The sequence below is a fragment of the Deinococcus aetherius genome, from assembly GCF_025997855.1.
Taxonomy (GTDB): Bacteria; Deinococcota; Deinococci; order Deinococcales; family Deinococcaceae; genus Deinococcus; species Deinococcus aetherius.
Map to the genome: position 1 here is coordinate 313,232 of NZ_AP026560.1, position 15,811 is coordinate 329,042.

The window sequence follows — 15,811 nt, forward strand, 5'->3', positions numbered from 1 at the left end:
TGTGCATACTGTCCGCCATGCCTCACGTGATCGTCAGCCCCTGCATCGGCGTCAAGGACCAGGCCTGCACGGAAGTGTGCCCGGTCGAGTGTATCTACGACGGCGGCGACCAGTTCCTGATCCACCCCGACGAGTGCATCGACTGTGGAGCCTGCGTCCCCGCCTGCCCCGTCAGCGCCATCTTCCCCGAGGAGGACGTGCCCGGCGGCGAGACCGAGTTCATCGTCAAGAACCGGGCCTTCTTCGGCCTGTAAATCCGCCCGTCTCCGCTGCCCCGGCCTTCCGCGCCGGGGTTTTTCGTTGGGACCCCGCCCTGGAAAGAGGGTGGCCCCTGCTGTTCACCGGCGACTGGCAACTGGTGACCGGCGACTGGCGACCCCTCCCCGCCCGGGGAACGGCACCCCCGACCTGGGGCATTCTCCGCTTGCCTCGCCCGCGCCCGCCCCGCTAGCATGGTCTGCCGCGCGAGGACGCGCCCGTAAGGAGAGGAGGTGATGACGTGAATCCCGCCGAACAGACCGAGCACGAGCCCCCCAGTACGCCCCCCACGCCATCCCATCCTCACCGGAGGACGCGCCATGCACCACACCGAATCTCGTGAGGGGCGCCCGTGCTGACGTACTACCGCAGCGTCGGCGGCAAGCTCCAGACCATCGACGGCTATATCGACGGCTGCTGGATCAACGCCACCGCCCCCTCCGCCGAGGAACTCGCCCGGGTGAGCCGCGAGACCGGCCTGCCCCTCGACTACCTCAGCTATCCCCTCGACCCCGACGAGCGCAGCCGCTTCGAGCGTGAGGACGGCCAGCTCCTCATCATCATGCAGACGAGCTACCGCCTGGGCGAGGACAGCGATATCCCCTACGACACCGTGCCGCTGGGCATCCTGCACACCGATCACTGCCTCGTGACCGTCTGCGCGCTGGAAAACCCGGTCGTCAAGGACGTGGTGGGCGGCCTGGTGCGCCGCGTGAGCACCGCCAAGAAAAACCGCCTGACCCTGCAACTCTTCCTGCGCAACGCCCAGCGGTTCCTGATCGACGTGCGGCAGATCAACAAGCGGGTGGATACCATCGAGGACCGGATGGAGACGGCCACCCGCAACCGCGAACTCATGGACCTCCTGAAGCTCGAAAAGAGCCTCGTGTACTTCATCACCGGCCTCAAGGCGAACGAGGCGATGATGGAGCGGGTCAAGCGCGACCGCATCTTCGAGATGTACGAGGAGGATTCGGACCTCCTCGACGACGTGCTCATCGAGAACCTCCAGGCCATCGAGATGGCAAGCATCGCCAGCAACATCCTGACGAGCATGGCGGGCGCCTTCGCCTCGGTCATCAGCAACAACGTCAACCAGGTCGTGAAGGTGCTCACGGTGACCACGATTCTGGTGGCGATCCCCACCCTCGTGACCAGCATCTTCGGAATGAACGTGCCCCTGCCCTTCTCCCAGAGCCCCGAGGCCCTCTGGATCGTGCTGGGCATCGCCTCGATGCTGGCGGCGACGCTGGCCTTCCTCTTCTACCGTTGGCGGGTGTTTTGAAGGAACGGTCAGCTTTCAGCCATCAGCCCCTCGCCATCATCCACAGGCCCCGACATGACTGATCCCCGTTCCGGCACCCGTTTCGCCGTCTACCTCTGCCCCCCGGCGGCTGATCCGTACTACCAGGCGGGTAGCGCGTTGCTGGGGTTCGACGTGCGGGCGGGGCGGGAGGTGTCGCTGCCGGATTTCCTGACCCCTCAGGACCAAACCGACGCCGGACCCTACGGCTTTCACCTGACCGTGGTGGAGGGCTTTTTTACCGATCCTGCCTGGTGGCCGGGAATCGAGGCCGAGGCGCGGGCGTGCGCCGCCTGCCTCTCGCCCGGCACGGTGCTCACCCTCACCGGGGGCCGGGTCGAGGTCTGGGACGACGGGGAGACCTGGGTCCACCGTTTCGACGCGAACGTCCCGCTCGTCGTGCTCCACACCCTGCTCCTCGCGCGGCTGGCCCGCTTCGTGACCGCCTCGCCCTTCGACGAGCAGGTGGCACAGGGCAAGTACGCCCGGCCCTTCGAGCGGGCGCGGATGCAGCTCCTGCACACGCCGCGCGGCCTGGACTCCTGGCAGCCCCACTTCACCCTGGTCCAGCCCTACGGGGGCGAGGACCCGGCGGGGTTGCGGGAGCGGCTGGAGGCGTTGACCGCGCCCCACCACGCCCAGACCTACCGCTCCGTCGCCCTCTTCGAGAAGCGCGACGGTGAGGAGCGGTGGCGGGTGAGAGCCGACCTCCCCCTGACGGGTGAAAGGGAAGCGTGATGGCTCAGGGCCTACACTCGGGGGCGTGACGAGTGACGGAATGCGGGTGGTGGTGGCGACGGGGAACGCCGGGAAAGTGCGCGAGATCGCGCAGGCGCTGGGCGGCCTGGACTGGCAGTTGGAGGGCCTAAGCGGCCTCCCCCTCCCCGAGGAGACGGGCACGACCTACGAGGAGAACGCCGCCCTGAAGGCGTGTGCGGCGGCCCTCATGCGCGGCGTGCCAGCCCTCGCCGACGACTCGGGGCTGGAGGTCGTGGCGCTGAACGGCCAGCCCGGCGTCTACAGCGCCCGCTTCGGCAACCGGGACAACGACAACGAGCGCAACCTCTACCTCCTCGAAAAGCTGCGCGGGGTGAAGGACCGCCGCGCGAAGTTCGTCTCGGTGGTCATCCTCGCCTCCCCCGACGGTCAGGTGGAGACGTACCGGGGCGAGATGACGGGCACCCTCCTCGAAGGCCCGCGCGGCGAGAGCGGCTTCGGCTACGACCCCCTCTTCGTCCCCGACGGCGAGACCCGCACCCTGGCCGAGATGACCCTGGAGGAGAAGCAGGCGATCAGCCACCGGGGCCTGGCGCTGGCGGCGTTGGTGGCGGCGCACGGGGCGAGGGTGCGGTCGTAGGGAGTGCTTTTAGCTCCTCCCCCTTGAGGGGGGACTGGGACAGCTCGCACCGCGAGAGGTTGGGAGGGGGTGACCGCAGGCGACCTGTGGCGCGGCCAGAAATGGGGCAAGGTTTCTAAGTAGCGTTAAAGCCGGTCACACGCCCCCTCACCCCGGCCCTCTGCTTTGCAGCTCTACGAGTCACCCACGAGGGGAGAGGGAGAAAGACCTTCCCTCCTCCACATCAAGAAAGGGGCCGGGGCGGTTGGGTGCCTCGGCCCCCCTTCCTGTCTTCCCTCACCCCTGCGCCGCGTGTTCCCGCACGTCATTTTTCAGGCGCATCAGGATGGCGCCCATGCCGCGCAGCCGCATCGGCGTGATGAGTTCGGACAGGCCCATGTCCATGTAGAACTGATCCGGGATGTTCAGAATCGTCTCGGGCGACTCGCCTTGCAGCGCCTCGTGCAGGATGCCCGCGTAGCCGCGCACGGTGGGGGCCTCCTCGGGCACCTTGAAGTACATGTTGACGCCCCCGTTCTCCGCCTGCTCCGTCACCAGGAAGAAGGGGCTGGCGCACTCGGGGACCGCTTGCAGAAACTCGGGGTGCTCGACGTACTTCTCGGGGAGGGGCGGCAGCTTGCGGCTGTATTCGAGGAGAGCCTGGAGCCGCAGCGGCTTGGGTGCGGACTTGAACAGGCTCACGATGCTCTGGAGCCGTTCGGGCAGGGGAGCGGGCTGGGTCATACCGCCAACTGTACCCCCGCCCCCGCAGACGGTATGGTGAGCCCTGTCCAGTTGACCGAAAAGGTCAACGACTTATCCGGCCCGTTAGAATTCCCGAGGTCAAAGGAGGCACAAAACGATGGACTACGTGAAAGACGTGCTCGTGAGCACCGACTGGGTGGCCCAGAACCTGAACCAGGAAGGCGTCCGCCTGATCGAGGTGGACGAGGACATCCTGCTCTACGACACCGGCCACATCCAGGGCGCCGTGAAGGTGGACTGGCAGCAGGACTTCTGGGACCCGGTCATGCGCGAATTTATCGGGCCGGAGGAGCTTCAGACCCTGCTGGGTCGTCTGGGCCTCAAGGAAGGTGACCAGATCGTCCTCTACGGCGACAAGAGCAACTGGTGGGCCGCCTACGCCTACTGGTTCCTGAGCTACAACGGCGTGCAGAACCTGAAGCTCATGAACGGCGGGCGCCAGAAGTGGGTCGCCGAGGGCCGAGAGCTGACGACCGACGCGCCGAGCTTTGAAGCCACCCAGTACCCGGCCCTGAAACGCGACGAGAGCCTGCGCGCCTACCGCGACGAGGTGAAGGCGCACATCGAGACTGTCCGGTCCGGGGGGGGCGCGATGGTGGATGTCCGCAGCCCCGACGAGTTCTCGGGCAAGGTCACCCACATGCCCAACTACCCGCAGGAGGGCGTGCTGCGCGGCGGCCACATCCCCGGCGCGGCGAATATCCCCTGGGCCCGCGCCACGAACGAGGACGGTACCTTCAAGACCGCCGACGAGCTGAAGGCGCTCTACGAGGGTGAGGGCGTCACCCCCGACAAGGACGTGATCGCCTACTGCCGCATCGCCGAGCGGAGCAGCCACTCGTGGTTCGTGCTGCGCGAGTTGCTGGGTTACCCCAGGGTCCGCAACTACGACGGCTCGTGGACCGAGTGGGGCAACGCGGTCGGAATGCCCATCGAGAAGACGTACCAGGAGGCGTAAGCCGAGGGAAGGGCAGAGGGCCGGGGGCGCGAGTGGGTGGCGTTCCCGGCCTCCCTCTATTTCAACTCCTCCACCCGCACGAGCGGCCCGCCGAGTCCGTTCAGCCGTGTGGGAAGCGAGGCCGTCTTCATCTCCGCCCCCGTGTCCGCGGCGAAGGTCTTGAAGGTGGCCGAGCCCTCCGTTGTGTCGAGGCTGAGCAGCGTGACCGTGCTGCGCGCCGTCCCCGGGTATCCCACGTAATCCCGACCGCCGATGCCCCCGCTGGCGAGGACGTTCAGCCCACCCAGCCGTCCCGGGTAGAAGGCCGCGTGGTGACCGCTGACGTAGGCGAGGACTCGGCCCTCCTCCATGACCTTTCGCAGCGGGAGGGGGTCGCGGATGACCTCGCCGGGTTTGTTCTTCCCCCCGCTCACGCCCGCGAGGGGGAGGTGGCCCACCACAAGCCGGATACCTGCCTTCCGCGCCTCGGGGGTGGCGAGTTGCCGGGCGAGCCACGCGCGCTGATTCGCCCCCACGTTCGGTCCGCTGGCGTCGAGGACGGCCACGAACAGCCTGTGCCCGCCGAAGGTGAAGGCGTACCGGAAGGGGAAGTCGGCCCGGTTCACGTAGTCCAGTCCCGGCGCGTGCCCCCGCCAGTATTCGGCGGCCAGCCTCCGGTCCCGTGCGAGAGAGGCATCGTGGTTTCCCAGGGTGAAGGCGAAGGGAATGCCCGCCCGACTGAGCGGCGCACGCACGTCTCGCTCGAAGGCCGCCCACATCGCCCGTACCCGCGCGTCGGTCAGCGAAACCTTCTGCCCGGCGATCAGGTCCCCCGCCGAGAGCACGAGGTCCGGCTTCCACTCGCGCACGATGCGGGCGACACTGCGGGTCAAGGCCGCCGGGTAGGTCGTGCTGCCGTAAGAACCGTTGAAGTCGCTGAGGATGACGAGCCGGAGTGGGGTCGTCCGAGTCGGCGCGGCGGCGACAAGCAGGGGGGCGAGGAGGAGGGGCAGGACTCGGCGCATCCCCCTCACTTCATCACGAAACCTTGAGCGAACCGGCAGCTTCCCCTGACAGGGGCGGCCCACGCTGGGGCATGACCTCCGACGACGACCGCGACGCCCTGCCCGTCAACCCCACCCTGGCCGTCCGCAGCGAGCCGCAGACGGACGACCAGACCGCCGAGCAGGGCGACGCCCCCGCCGGTTTCGCCACACGCCCGGCCTCCGGGGTGCCCACTCCCTCCGGTGACCACCTGAACGCCGCCGAGGTGACGGCCCTGCTGGGTGGAGGCGGAGAGGACGAGGTCGAGACTACCCACACCCTCAAACGTGCCGAGGGCCTGAACCCGGACACCGAGAGCTGACCCCGGAGTCAGTCCCCGCCCGGCACCCGCACCGAGTCCACCTGCACGCCGTGACGCAGCAGGACGGTCTTGAGGCGCTGCATCGCCTCGATGGCGCGCGTCCGGTCAGCGGGGCGGAAGACCAGCGTCAGGCGGGCGGGGCTGCCGGGGCGCGGTTCCTGGGCCTGAATCTGGAGGGGGCGGCGGAAAGCGTTGTCCTGCATCACGTCACGCAGGATGCGGGTAAACGTCAGGTCGTCCACCCCGTCGAGCGTGAAGGCGATGCCCTGCGGTGTGGCGTCGGTCATGGCGGCAGGGTAACCCAGGGCCCGGGGCTCACGCCGCGACGGTGCCTCTTTGCTCTGCCGTCATCCTCCCCTCCTACAATGCCCGCATGACCTGGCAGGACGAGCCCACCTTAGAGCGCCTCAACGGCGCGGACCTGTATTTCGAGGTGACCGGCCCGGAAGACCCGCCGCCGGGCGAGCCGACCGTCGTCTTCCTGCACGGCGGCCCCGGTTACAACTCCTACGCCTTCCGCACTCTCTTCGGCGAGCGGCTCGAAGACCGCCGCGTCGTGTACCTCGACCAGCGCGGCTCGGGGCGCAGCGGAGCCCTCGCCGACACCGATCAAGGCGGCGACACCCTCGATCTCGACACCCTGGTCGCTGACGTGGAGGCCGTGCGGGAATATCTGGGGGCCGAAAGCATCGTGCCGCTGGGGCACGGCTTCGGCGCCCTCGTCGCGCTGGAGTACGCCCGGCGCTGGCCGACCCGCACGGCGCGCGTGGTCGTCGTCAACCCCTGGCTTCACTTCCCGGAGCTGGCCCTGACCCTGCTCGCGGAGGCGAGCGCCCGGCGGGGCGTGCCCCTCGACGACCCGGCGGCTGAGGTGCGTGCCCGGACGCCGGAAGGCGAGTACGCCCCGGTGGGGGAGGCACGGGTGGAGGCGGCCTTTGGGCTCCTCAACGCCCGCGACCTGCTGAACACCCTGCAATTCCGCGACGCCGCGAGCCGGATGCGCCAGGAGTTCGCCGACGCCGAGGGGCAACTCGTGGGCGGCGGTGAGGTGCAAGAAGCCCTTGTGAACCAGGGCCTGTGGGAGTTCGAGTACCCGCCCTTCCTGGCCGAACTGCGCCGCCCCGTCTTCGTGATCGCCGGGGTCCACGACCGCACGAGCTACCCCGAGCAGGTCCAGTGGCTCGCCGACCTCGCGGATGCCGACGTGACCGTTCTCGACGCCGGGCACTACCCCTGGCTCGACGACGAGGACGCCTTCGCCGAGGCGCTGGAGGAGGCCCTGACACGCTGAGGCGGGTGCGGGCGGGGCCTTTTCCTGCGCCGCCCACACCACACCGGCCCGTCTGTGCCGTACCCTGGCGCATGACCCAGATTCCAGGCGGCGCGCACGGCGAGGAAACGCAGGGCGAGCGGGGCCGGGGTGAGGTCGTCATCAGCGGCGTGGACACCGGACCGGAGGGTGACGAGCGCCAGAACCTGACGCCGACGGAGGACCACGCCCGCTTCCAGCCGGTCGCTCATCCCGCTCTGGAACCCGACAACGAGGACGGCTGAGGGTCAGAGGCAGCGGCAAGAAAAAACCGCCCGGCGGGGGCGGTGGGCACTTCAGCGGGGTGAACGAGGGGCTTTCACCCAGTCAGAGGTTGTTATTGACCCCTGTGGACCTGCTCCCATAAGAACCGGAAGACACTCCGGAGGAGGGACACCAGGCCGATCCACTCCTTCCACGCCTGGGGGCGCTTCTGTCGTTTCTTGGCCTTGCGTTTCTTCTGGGCGTGCGTTCTGGTAGACTTACGTTGCGGCATAAGTTCACCGGGCCGGACACCCTCTGATCCAGGGCGTCCGGCCACTTCCTTTCCCTTTTGAAAGGTGAGGTCGTGGGCTGACGTGCGCCCCGGTCGTTTCCCCGCTTGTCATGCTTCCCGCCCGTCACCGGACTCCCGGAGTGTACCGGACGGGCCGCGATACAATGGCTTATGCAACGCGCCCCCGTTCCTGGGTGAGCGCGCTTCCCATGCGGAACACAGCAAGGAGACACTGAACATGGCCGGTCACAGCAAGTGGGCACAGATCAAGCGCAAGAAGGGCGCGAACGACAAGAAGCGGAGTGCGATCTACTCCAAGCACATCCGCGCTATTCAGGCGGCGGTGAGGAGCGGCGGCAGCGGCGACCCGGCGGCCAACCTCAGCCTCAAGAACGCCATCGCGGCGGCGAAGGCCGACACCGTGCCCGCCGACAACATCGAGAACGCGATCAAGCGCGCGGCGGGCGCGGCCGAGGGCGCAGCCGAGTACAAGGAGGTCACCTACGAGGGCTACGGCCCCGGCGGCACGGCGATCTTCATCGAGACGCTGACCGACAACGTGAACCGCACCGTCGCCGACATCCGCTCGGTCTTCAACAAGCGCGGCGGCTCCCTCGGCACCAGCGGCTCGGTCGCCTGGCAGTTCGAGAAAAAGGGCGTGATCCTCCTCCCCGACGCCTCCGAGGCTGCCCAGGAGGCCGCCATCGAGAACGGCGCCGAGGACATTCAGGAGTCCGAGGACGGGCTGGAGATCAGCACCGCGCCGAATGACCTCTACGCCGTGCAGGACGCATTGGCGGCAGCGGGCTTCAAGGCCGAGAGCGGGCAGATCACCATGATCCCCACGAACACGGTCGCGGTGAGCGAGGGCGACGTGCGTAAGCTGATGACCCTGATCGACTCGCTGGAAGACCTCGACGACGTGCAGAACGTGTACTCGAACGCGGAATTGCCGGAGGGCGTGGAGGCGTAGGCGCAAGTTGAAAAGTCGCGGCTGGGCACGAGTTGTCGCCCAGCCGCGCTTTTTGTAAGTTCCCGAATTTCAACGAAGTGGTGGAACGAACCAATCGCCGGAGGCCACCACTGCCCCATCCCATCCTGGTAACGACCGTAAGTCCATAAGCGACATGCTGAGCATCTTGAATCCCACTTGACTTGAACCGACCACGTCATGAGCCGCAGCACGTAGATAAAGCGAGCCGCAGGGCAAGGTGGTTAAGTCGTGGGTGATTCCGTCCACGACAGCAGCCTGAAATTTTTGAGGTAGGCCGGGGCGGCGGTAAGGCTCCTGGTATGGTGAAAGGGCGTCGACGACGGGTACAGGCAGGTGCAGGAGGAATACTGCCTCCCGATGCGGGACAAAGGTGCCGCCCAGCAGTCCGTAACGGTTCACGTTAAGCGGGAACCATTGACTCAGCGCCGCCGTTCGTTCCGAACAGAGTACATTTGCTGGGAACGTTATTGGCTCGGGGTCCACCGTTGTAAGCCTCTCGGTAGGCAGTTCGTCCAGCCAAACATCAACCTCACGTCCGTTCGGCGGCCAGCGCAGTTCGTACTTCACAGCACCAGCGCCCGCGCGTTCCCCCCCAGCCTATCCCAGAGGGTGAAGGCCGCCCGCGCCCCGGGCCGGATGATTCCCTCGTCGTCCCACCCGGCGGCGAGGGCGGGGCCGCGCGTGTGGGCCCACAGCACGTCCATCTCGGTCAGCGCCTCGTGCTGGGCGAGGGGGTGGCCCTCGTCGTCGCGGCGGGTGATCGCGGCGGCGAAGTTGGCGCGGTACTCGGGCGGGGCGACCGGCGCGTCCGACCCGAAGGCCAGGATCGCCCCGGCGTCCCGCAGGCTGCGGAAGGGGTAGCTCGTGCCGGCGAGGTGCGGCAGCAGGGAGCGGATGAGAGCCCCATCCGCGTGCAGGTGGATGGGCTGCACTCCCGCCGCGATGCCCTGGAAGCGGGGGATGTCGTCCGGCCGAAGGTGCTGGGCGTGCTCGATCCGCAGGGGGACGTTCTTCTGGGCGGCAAGGTCACGCAGATCGTCGTACGCGTCCAGCACCTCGGTATTCGCCCGGTCGCCGATGGCGTGGGTGACGGGCGAAAGGCCCAGCCGCAGCGCCTCCATGCCCAGGTCGCGGATGAGTTCGGGCGAGTCGAGTGGAATGCCCGTGCCGCTGCCGTCCGCGAAGCCGGGGGCGTGCAGCCAGGCGGTGCGGCTGCCGAGCGCCCCGTCCGCGAAGAACTTGACCCCGCCCCACTGGAAGAGGGCGCCTGGCCCCCCCCTGGGAACACTGTGTCCGACACCCAGGTCCCGCGCGTGCCCCAGCCGCTCGTGGGGGAGGCTGGCCCACACCCGCAACGGCAATTCTCCCCGCGTGGCGAGCGTTTGCAGGGCGCGCGGCGCCTCCGGGGACTCGAAGGCCATCGTGTGCGCGCTGACGTACCCGCGTGAGGCGAGGTCGTCCACCCCCGCCTTCGCCGCCCGCAGGTATTCGGCCTCGCTGGGGACGGGCATCGCGTTCGCCACGAGTTCGGTCGCGTTCTCCAGCAGGGTGCCCAGGGGCCGGACGATCACCCCGCCCTCCGGGTCCGGGGTCGTTTCGGAGATGCCCGCCAGCCGCAGCGCGAGCGAATTCGCCCAGGCGAGGTGCAGGTCGCGCGAGTACAGCAGGACGGGGTGGTGGGGACTCACCTCGTCGAGGGCCCGGACCGTGGGGTACTCGCCCAGCCCCAGTTCGCTCAGCAGGAAACCGCCGCCGCGAATCCACGTTCCGGCAGGAGTGTTGATCGCCCGTTGCAACACCCGCGCCTGCACCTCCGACACACTCCTTGCCCCATGCAGGCCGAGTTCGGAGAGCGAGAAGCCGTACGAAACGAGGTGGATGTGCGCGTCCGCCAGCCCCGGCGTCAGGATCAGGTCGCGGTGGTCGAGCACCCGGGCGCGCGGGGCGAGGGCTGAGACCTCCTCCCGTGTCCCGGCCGCGAGCACCCGGCCGCCGCCGACGAGGACGGCCTGGGCTTCCGGCTGCGTGCTGTCGAGCGTCAGTGTCCGGGCGTGGAGGATCGTCAGTTCGGAGGCTGGGCGTCCGGTCATGCCTCCAGCCTAGACGAGTCGAGTGGTCGGGCAAAGGTCCGATGAAAAATGACGGGTTTTCCATCCATAATTCTCACGGACTGGTTAGACTGTCTTCCATGCCGCGCATCCTCGTGGTGGATGACGACGCCGCCATCCTCAAACTCATCAGCGTAATCCTGACCCGTGCGGGGCACGAAGTCCGCACCAGCCGCCATCCCGTCGAGGCCCTCGACCTCCTGAAGGTGTTCACCCCCGAACTCGTGATCAGCGACGTGGTGATGCCGTACATGACCGGCCTGGAGTTTCTGGAGCAGGTTCGCACGCACGCGCAACTGAACGCCCTGCCCTTCGTGCTGCTCTCCAGCCACGCCGAGCGCAGCGACGTTCGTCGGGGCATGAACCTCGGCGCCGACGACTACCTGCCCAAGCCCTTCACCCCCCAGGACCTGACGACCGCCGTGGACGCCCGGTTGCGCCGCGCGGGCCTGTCGCTGCAAAGCGAGAACGCGATGGAGGCGAGGGCGCTCGGCACCGCGCAGGTCGTGTGGCAGGGGGCGGCCGTCTCGTGGGTGTCGCGCAAGGCGCTCGAACTGTTCTTCTACCTGCTGGAACACAAGGAGGTGACCTCCTGGGAGGCCGCCGAGGCGCTGTGGCCCGAAAAGGACGAGGCGCGGGCGAGCAGCCTCTTCCATACCACCCTCCACCGCCTGCGCCGCAGCCTGAGCAACGAGGCCGTCGTGAGCACCAACCGCCGCTATGCCCTCGCCGCCGACCTCAACCCCACCTACGACGTGTCGCGTTTTGAGCTCCTCGCCGCGCAGGCCGAGCAGGGTGCGCTGGGATTGGAGGAACTGCGTGAACTCGTCGGCATGTACGGCAACTTCCTCCCCGGCGCCGACAGCCCCTGGGTGGACGACGTGCGCGCCCGGCTGGAGCAAAAGCAGTTCAGCGTGCTCGGCCTCGCCGCCAAGGCCGCCGCCGCCGCCGGACGCGCCAAGGACGCCGCGCAGTTCCACCAACGCGCCCTGGCCATCGACCCCATGAGCGAGGGTGACTGGCAGGGCCTGACCCAGGCGCTGAGCACCATCGGCGATCCCCGCTCGCGCCTCGCCGCGCAGAGGGAAGCGTGGTGGGCGGTGGACCTGGACTGACGTTCCGGGCAGGCAGCGGGCGGGCGGAGTGGTAGGACCCGCCCGCCCGCGTGGGTCTCCCGATCCCCAACCGGACTTGACAACCCTCTCACCCCTCCCCGGAGGCCCGGCCGCAGACTGCCGGTTGTGAAGCACCTTCTTTTCCCCAGCAAGGAGGCGGCCGACGCCTTCATCGCCGACCTCCGCGCGCAGGGCCTCATCCAGCCCCAGGTCGGCCAGGTCACGGTGGGCCGCCGGGGCGCCGGCGCCATCCGGCAGCCGGAGACGACCCCCGCGCCCCCTGCCCCGGCGGGCGCGGACGACGTGGGAAGTGCCAACGAGGCCGGGGTGGGACTCGTCGCGGGCGCGGGTGTGGGTGCGGCGGCCGGGGCGGTGATCGGCGTGATCGGGTCCGTGGCGACGGTGGCGACGGGCGGCCTGGCCTTGCCCGTCATCCTGGGGATGGCGGCGGTCGGCGGCGGCTTCGGCGCGGTGGCGGGGGCCGTGGCGAGCACGGGGACGGCAGAGGGCACCGGGGGAGTCGGCGACACGACCGGCTCCCACGACGTGACCGGTGAGCAGCACGACCGTCTCAGCAGCGGCATGGCGGGCGGTGGCCGCGCCGTCGCCGTCGAGGATTCGGTTCCGGCGGACGCGGTGGCGGCGGCAGCAGCCCGGCACGGGGGCCAGTTCGTTTAGGACGGAGTTTCTTCAGGGGCGAGGCTCGCGGCTTCGCCTCTTTTTGTCGTGCTTTGGACGGGAGAGGGGAAGGAACCTCAGCCATCCGGCGCACGCCCAAGCGTGTTGGTGGCGGATTTGCCGCCCACCCCCGCCGATATACTCTCCGCCATGACCGCGCCCCTCACCACCTCCCAGATTCGGGAGAAGTACCTTCAATTTTTCCAGAGCAAAGGGCATCTGCGCCTGCCCAGCCACTCCTTGATCGCCCCCGACCCCACCACCCTCTTTACCGTGGCGGGGATGCAGCCCTTCAAGCCGCAGTTCATGGGCGCTCCGGCAAAGTTTCCGGGCTACGGCGAGAGCAAGCGGGTCACGACCGCGCAGAAGTGCCTCCGTGTGGGCGACATCGAGAACGTGGGCCGCACACTGCGGCACTGCTCGCTGCTGGAGATGCTCGGGAACTTCAGCTTCGGGGACTACTTCAAGCGCGAGGCGCTGACCTGGGCCTGGGAGTTTCTGACGAGCCCGGAGTGGATGGGCTTGGACCCTGCAAAGCTGTACGCGACGATCTACGAGGACGACGAAGAGGCTTTCCAAATCTGGACGCAGGAGATCGGGCTGCCCGAGGGGCACATCCTGCGTTTCGGCGCCGATGAGAACTTCTGGCCCGCCGACGCGCCAGCCAAGGGGCCCAACGGTCCCTGTGGTCCGTGCTCCGAAATCTTCTACGACCGGGGCCCGAGGTACGGTGAGGACACCTGGGCGGACTATGCCCAGACACGTGAGTCTGCACGCTTCCTCGAAATCTGGAACTGCGTTTTCCCCCAGTACGACCGCCAGGACCCCCAGCCCGACGGTACCCCCGTCCTCGCCGACCTGCCGTTCAAGAACATCGACACCGGAATGGGGCTGGAGCGCATCGCCACGGTCGTGCAGGACGTGTACGACTTCTACAGCAACGACGTATTCGCGCCCATCATCGCGCGCATCGTGGAGTTGAGCGGCAAGCCCTACGAGGGGCCCCAGAACCTCTCCCACCGCGTCGTCGCCGAGCACGTCCGCAGCGTGAGCATGACGGTGGCGGACGGGGTAGCGCTGAGCAACACCGGGCGCGGCTACGTGATCCGCAAGATTCTGCGCCGCGCCTCCCGCCACGCCTACCTCCTCGGCCTGCGCGAGCCGACGCTCTACAAGCTCGTGCCCCTCGTCGTGCAGGGGATGGGCGGCGCCTACCCCGAACTCGTGCAGGAGGAGGCGCGCGTCACGGCGGCGATCCGGGCGGAGGAGGAGCGGTTCCTCAGGACGCTGGAAGGTGGTATCCAGAGGCTAGAACGTACCCTACTGACGAATATTTTGAAGCGCTATAGCAACGTCTCCAAGGGTGGAGTCACGCCGTTCGAAGATGCGAGCATTGTGACTAGCCAAGAAGCCTTCGTTTGGGTACGTGACCATCTTCCTCAGTGGCTCATTGAGAGCTATCGTCCCTCCTTCAAAGGCCAACCTGGAGATGAGCGTGAGTATGTCGCCCGAGTGCTTCTTAAGGATGTAGAGGACGATCTATTTGCTCCTTATAAAACTGGAAATAGGTTTTCCGGTGTAAGCGTTATTTTTTCTACCGGTGCAAGCATTAACCCTTCAGAAGTTACACTTTCTGGACTAGAGACCTTCACCCTCTACGACACCTACGGCTTTCCCCTCGACCTCACCAAAGAGATCGCCGAGGAGTACGGCGTCAGCGTGGACGAGGCCGGGTACGCCGAGAGCCTGGAGAAAGCGCAGGAACTCGCGCGGGCCGGGAGCAAGTACGGCAAGTCCGAACTCTTCGGCGGCGGGCAGGAGGCGCTGGAGGGGCTGCCCCCGACACAGTTCGTCGGTTATGACGACCTCGACACGCAGGGCGAGGTGCTGGCCGTCGTCGGCGCTGGGGAACGTCTCGATCACCTGACGGGGGGCAGCGAGGCGACCGTCGTGCTCTCGCGCACGCCCTTCTACGCGGAGGGCGGCGGCGAGGTGGGCGACACGGGCGTGCTGGAGTGGGAGGGAGGCCGGGGCGCGGTCCGCGACACCCGCAAGACGCCGGGCGGGGTGTTCCTCCATGACGTGCTGGTGGAGGAGGGGACCCTGACGCCCGGCCTGACCGTGCGCGCCCTCGTCGCCCCGGAGCGGCAGGCCATCCAGCGGCACCACACCGCCACCCACCTCCTGCACGCGGCCCTGCGCGCGGTGCTGGGCTCGGGCGTGCGGCAGGCGGGATCGCTCGTCGCCCCGGACCGATTGCGCTTCGACTTCACGCACGGCGCGGCCCTGAGCGCGGACGAAGTGGCGGCGGTCGAGCGGCTGGTGAACCGCTGGGTGACGGCGAACTTCCCGGTGACGTGGCGGGAGATGCCCATCGAGGAGGCAAGGGCGGCGGGTGCCACGGCCCTCTTCGGCGAGAAGTACGGCGATACCGTGAGGGTGGTGACGGTGGAGGGCGGCGTGCCCTTCGAGGGGCGGACGGTGACGAGCAAGGAGCTGTGCGGCGGCGCGCACGTTCGCCGCACCGGGGACATCGGCGCCTTCGTGGTCGTGTCCGACGAGAACGTGGCGGCGGGCGTGCGCCGGGTCGAGGCGCTGGCGGGCGAGGCGGCGAGCACCTGGGTCCGCGAGCGGCTGAACACGGCGGGGCGCGTGGCCGGACTGCTGAACACCAACCTGGACGGTCTGGAGGCGCGCGTGTCGGGCTTGCAGGCCGCGCTGAGGACCGCCCAGCAGGAGGCGGCCCAGGTCCGCCGCCAACTCGCCGAGGCGCAGATGGGCGGGGGAAGCGGCGCGGGCTCCCAGGTGCGCGAACTGGGCGGCTTCAAGGTCGCGGCGCTGCGGCTTTCCGGCATCGAGGGGAACGAGCTGCGCGGGGCCGCCGACAAGCTCCTGGACGGAAGCGGAGCCGACCTCGCCGTGATTGCCAGCGACAAGGGTCTCGTGATCAAGGCGACGAAGGACGCGGTGGGCCGGGGGGCGCACGCTGGGCAACTCGTGGGTAAGCTCGCCGCCGCCGCCGGGGGCAAGGGTGGGGGCAGACCGGACATGGCGCAGGCGGGCATTCAGAACCCGGAAGCGGCGTTGGGGGCCCTGGAGACGGCGTTCTAGCCCGCTGGAAACCGAGAACGGGCAGGGAGGGGGAG

17 protein-coding genes are annotated in these 15,811 nt (G+C 68.3%); 12 read left to right on the forward strand and 5 right to left on the reverse strand.

Annotated features, from left to right (window positions below; translation table 11 throughout):
* Positions 1-17: 17 nt before the first annotated feature.
* From DAETH_RS01540 to rdgB, 4 genes are all read left to right on the forward strand, one after another.
* A complete protein-coding gene (locus tag DAETH_RS01540) occupies positions 18-254 on the forward strand; it encodes a ferredoxin (RefSeq protein WP_264776195.1) in 237 nt (78 codons plus the stop codon).
* 356 nt (positions 255-610) lie between these two features.
* Complete coding sequence (locus DAETH_RS01545; RefSeq protein WP_264776196.1) at positions 611-1,543, forward strand: magnesium transporter CorA family protein; 933 nt, start codon at positions 611-613, stop codon at positions 1,541-1,543.
* 54 nt (positions 1,544-1,597) lie between these two features.
* A complete protein-coding gene (locus DAETH_RS01550) occupies positions 1,598-2,299 on the forward strand; it encodes a hypothetical protein (RefSeq protein WP_264776197.1) in 702 nt (233 codons plus the stop codon).
* Positions 2,300-2,339: 40 nt separating this feature from the next.
* Complete coding sequence (gene rdgB / locus DAETH_RS01555; RefSeq protein ID WP_264777365.1) at positions 2,340-2,918, forward strand: RdgB/HAM1 family non-canonical purine NTP pyrophosphatase; 579 nt, start codon at positions 2,340-2,342, stop codon at positions 2,916-2,918.
* Between the two features lie 276 nt (positions 2,919-3,194).
* Here the strand turns inward: rdgB and DAETH_RS01560 are convergent, their stop codons facing one another.
* Complete coding sequence (locus DAETH_RS01560; protein WP_264776198.1) at positions 3,195-3,641, reverse strand: SufE family protein; 447 nt, start codon at positions 3,639-3,641, stop codon at positions 3,195-3,197.
* A 118-nt stretch (positions 3,642-3,759) separates the two neighbouring features.
* Here DAETH_RS01560 and DAETH_RS01565 point away from each other — a divergent pair, with 118 nt between their 5' ends.
* Positions 3,760-4,620 carry a sulfurtransferase gene (locus DAETH_RS01565; protein WP_264776199.1) on the forward strand — a complete coding sequence of 287 codons (861 nt, stop codon included), beginning with the start codon at positions 3,760-3,762 and terminating at the stop codon, positions 4,618-4,620.
* Between the two features lie 56 nt (positions 4,621-4,676).
* On the opposite strand, the gene DAETH_RS01570 is transcribed toward DAETH_RS01565, so the two are convergent.
* On the reverse strand, positions 4,677-5,624 hold the full coding sequence (locus DAETH_RS01570) for a metallophosphoesterase family protein (RefSeq protein ID WP_264776200.1): 948 nt from the start codon (positions 5,622-5,624) through the stop codon (positions 4,677-4,679).
* 71 nt (positions 5,625-5,695) lie between these two features.
* Between DAETH_RS01570 and DAETH_RS01575 the strand changes: the two genes are divergently transcribed.
* Positions 5,696-5,965 (forward strand): hypothetical protein, encoded by a 270-nt coding sequence (locus DAETH_RS01575; protein ID WP_264776201.1) that lies wholly within the window; start codon positions 5,696-5,698, stop codon positions 5,963-5,965.
* A gap of 8 nt (positions 5,966-5,973) precedes the next feature.
* Here the strand turns inward: DAETH_RS01575 and DAETH_RS01580 are convergent, their stop codons facing one another.
* Entirely contained in the window at positions 5,974-6,252 is a 279-nt protein-coding gene (locus tag DAETH_RS01580; RefSeq protein ID WP_264776202.1) for a hypothetical protein, read from the reverse strand.
* An 86-nt stretch (positions 6,253-6,338) separates the two neighbouring features.
* On the opposite strand from DAETH_RS01580, the gene DAETH_RS01585 reads away from it, so the two are divergent.
* The 3 genes from DAETH_RS01585 (at position 6,339) to DAETH_RS01595 (ending at position 8,743) form a co-directional block, all read left to right on the forward strand.
* Positions 6,339-7,256 (forward strand): alpha/beta fold hydrolase, encoded by a 918-nt coding sequence (locus DAETH_RS01585; RefSeq protein ID WP_264776203.1) that lies wholly within the window; start codon positions 6,339-6,341, stop codon positions 7,254-7,256.
* 71 nt (positions 7,257-7,327) lie between these two features.
* Positions 7,328-7,519 (forward strand): hypothetical protein, encoded by a 192-nt coding sequence (locus tag DAETH_RS01590; RefSeq protein WP_264776204.1) that lies wholly within the window; start codon positions 7,328-7,330, stop codon positions 7,517-7,519.
* Positions 7,520-8,008: 489 nt separating this feature from the next.
* Positions 8,009-8,743 carry a YebC/PmpR family DNA-binding transcriptional regulator gene (locus DAETH_RS01595; protein ID WP_264776205.1) on the forward strand — a complete coding sequence of 245 codons (735 nt, stop codon included), beginning with the start codon at positions 8,009-8,011 and terminating at the stop codon, positions 8,741-8,743.
* 69 nt (positions 8,744-8,812) lie between these two features.
* Here the strand turns inward: DAETH_RS01595 and DAETH_RS01600 are convergent, their stop codons facing one another.
* Positions 8,813-9,331, reverse strand: coding sequence for a hypothetical protein (locus tag DAETH_RS01600; RefSeq protein WP_264776206.1), 519 nt, complete (start codon positions 9,329-9,331; stop codon positions 8,813-8,815).
* Entirely contained in the window at positions 9,328-10,854 is a 1,527-nt protein-coding gene (locus tag DAETH_RS01605; RefSeq protein WP_264776207.1) for an amidohydrolase, read from the reverse strand. The genes DAETH_RS01600 and DAETH_RS01605 overlap by 4 nt, the downstream gene beginning before the upstream one ends.
* 98 nt (positions 10,855-10,952) lie before the next feature.
* Here DAETH_RS01605 and DAETH_RS01610 point away from each other — a divergent pair, with 98 nt between their 5' ends.
* From DAETH_RS01610 to alaS, 3 genes are all read left to right on the forward strand, one after another.
* Positions 10,953-11,987, forward strand: a complete 1,035-nt coding sequence (locus DAETH_RS01610; RefSeq protein ID WP_264776208.1) for a response regulator — start codon at positions 10,953-10,955, stop codon at positions 11,985-11,987.
* 126 nt (positions 11,988-12,113) lie between these two features.
* Positions 12,114-12,665, forward strand: a complete 552-nt coding sequence (locus tag DAETH_RS01615) for a hypothetical protein (RefSeq protein WP_264776209.1) — start codon at positions 12,114-12,116, stop codon at positions 12,663-12,665.
* Between the two features lie 150 nt (positions 12,666-12,815).
* Positions 12,816-15,776, forward strand: a complete 2,961-nt coding sequence (gene alaS, locus DAETH_RS01620; RefSeq protein ID WP_264776210.1) for an alanine--tRNA ligase — start codon at positions 12,816-12,818, stop codon at positions 15,774-15,776.
* The last annotated feature ends 35 nt before the right edge of the window (positions 15,777-15,811 follow it).

Excerpts from the sequence above, each read along its gene's own strand:
- DAETH_RS01540 (WP_264776195.1), top strand. The coding sequence starts at position 18 with ATGCCTCACGTGATCGTCAGCCCCTGCATCGGCGTCAAGGACCAGGCC.
- DAETH_RS01550 (WP_264776197.1), top strand. The coding sequence starts at position 1,598 with ATGACTGATCCCCGTTCCGGCACCCGTTTCGCCGTCTACCTCTGCCCC.
- rdgB (WP_264777365.1), top strand. The coding sequence starts at position 2,340 with ATGCGGGTGGTGGTGGCGACGGGGAACGCCGGGAAAGTGCGCGAGATC.
- DAETH_RS01560 (WP_264776198.1), bottom strand. The coding sequence starts at position 3,641 with ATGACCCAGCCCGCTCCCCTGCCCGAACGGCTCCAGAGCATCGTGAGC.
- DAETH_RS01565 (WP_264776199.1), top strand. The coding sequence starts at position 3,760 with ATGGACTACGTGAAAGACGTGCTCGTGAGCACCGACTGGGTGGCCCAG.
- DAETH_RS01570 (WP_264776200.1), bottom strand. The coding sequence starts at position 5,624 with ATGCGCCGAGTCCTGCCCCTCCTCCTCGCCCCCCTGCTTGTCGCCGCC.
- DAETH_RS01575 (WP_264776201.1), top strand. The coding sequence starts at position 5,696 with ATGACCTCCGACGACGACCGCGACGCCCTGCCCGTCAACCCCACCCTG.
- DAETH_RS01580 (WP_264776202.1), bottom strand. The coding sequence starts at position 6,252 with ATGACCGACGCCACACCGCAGGGCATCGCCTTCACGCTCGACGGGGTG.
- DAETH_RS01585 (WP_264776203.1), top strand. The coding sequence starts at position 6,339 with ATGACCTGGCAGGACGAGCCCACCTTAGAGCGCCTCAACGGCGCGGAC.
- DAETH_RS01590 (WP_264776204.1), top strand. The coding sequence starts at position 7,328 with ATGACCCAGATTCCAGGCGGCGCGCACGGCGAGGAAACGCAGGGCGAG.
- DAETH_RS01595 (WP_264776205.1), top strand. The coding sequence starts at position 8,009 with ATGGCCGGTCACAGCAAGTGGGCACAGATCAAGCGCAAGAAGGGCGCG.
- DAETH_RS01605 (WP_264776207.1), bottom strand. The coding sequence starts at position 10,854 with ATGACCGGACGCCCAGCCTCCGAACTGACGATCCTCCACGCCCGGACA.
- DAETH_RS01610 (WP_264776208.1), top strand. The coding sequence starts at position 10,953 with ATGCCGCGCATCCTCGTGGTGGATGACGACGCCGCCATCCTCAAACTC.
- alaS (WP_264776210.1), top strand. The coding sequence starts at position 12,816 with ATGACCGCGCCCCTCACCACCTCCCAGATTCGGGAGAAGTACCTTCAA.